This window comes from Hymenobacter sp. AT01-02 (assembly GCF_000961955.2).
Lineage (GTDB): Bacteria > Bacteroidota > Bacteroidia > Cytophagales > Hymenobacteraceae > Hymenobacter > Hymenobacter mucosus.
Genome location: NZ_JZIR02000130.1, coordinates 1 through 1,017, shown reverse-complemented (window position 1 = coordinate 1,017; position 1,017 = coordinate 1). Strand labels below are relative to the sequence as shown.

General features: G+C 49.4%; 1 protein-coding gene. It reads left to right on the top strand.

Features of this window, described 5'->3' with window-relative positions:
- The coding region (locus VI25_RS20990) for a phosphoglucosamine mutase (RefSeq protein ID WP_055562821.1) at nt 1-980 on the top strand (980 nt) is incomplete at its 5' end.
- Nucleotides 981-1,017 lie beyond the last annotated feature (37 nt).

The window sequence follows — 1,017 nt, the reverse complement described above, 5'->3', positions numbered from 1 at the left end:
CGGAGTCGTTTGTATTTGCTCCCGTAACGAAGCTAGGCAAATACTCAACGGACGACGCCTTCTTACAGCAGCATATCGATGCTATCCTGGCCCTGCCTTTGGTAGACAAAGAAGCTATTCGTGCTCGTAACTTCCGGGTAGTAGTAGATGCTGTGAATTCTACAGGCGGCTTTGCTGTACCTATGCTTCTAGAGCAGCTGGGCGTAGAGATTATTGAAAAACTATTTTGCGAGCCTACCGGTGATTTTGCTCACAACCCTGAGCCGCTACCAGAAAATCTGCGTGATATTGCCCGAGTGCTGGAGAAAGGCTCCTTTGACGTGGGTATCGTAGTAGATCCTGATGTGGATCGTTTGGCGTTGGTGAACGAAGACGGTACTATGTTCGGAGAAGAGTATACGCTAGTGGCCGTGTCCGACTATGTGTTGCAGCAGAATGGAGGCGGCAACACGGTTAGCAACCTAAGCAGTACTCGTGCCCTGCGTGATGTAACCGAGAAGCATGGGGGAAGCTACGCCGCCGCTGCCGTTGGAGAGGTAAACGTGGTGAACAAGATGAAGGAAACCAACGCCGTAATTGGTGGTGAGGGTAACGGGGGCATCATATACCCCGAGCTTCACTACGGACGTGACTCGTTGGTAGGAATTGCGCTTTTCCTGAGCCACTTGGCGAAAAGTGGACTAACAATGACGCGGTTGCGGGCTTCGTACCCGAACTACTTCATCTCCAAAAATAAGATTGAACTCACGCCGGAAATTAACACCGATACGGTGCTGGTACGGATGCAAGAGCGCTACGCCAAGCAGCCAATCAATACGGTAGACGGTGTTAAGATTGAGTTCGATAAAGAATGGGTGCACCTACGCAAGTCTAACACCGAGCCTATCATTCGCATCTATGCTGAATCGGACTCTAACGCTACGGCCGACCATTTAGCTAATAAAATAATTGGCGACATAAAAGAAATTATCAACCAGTAAGGCAAAACCACTTTGCACCCGCTTAGTTGTCATTAAA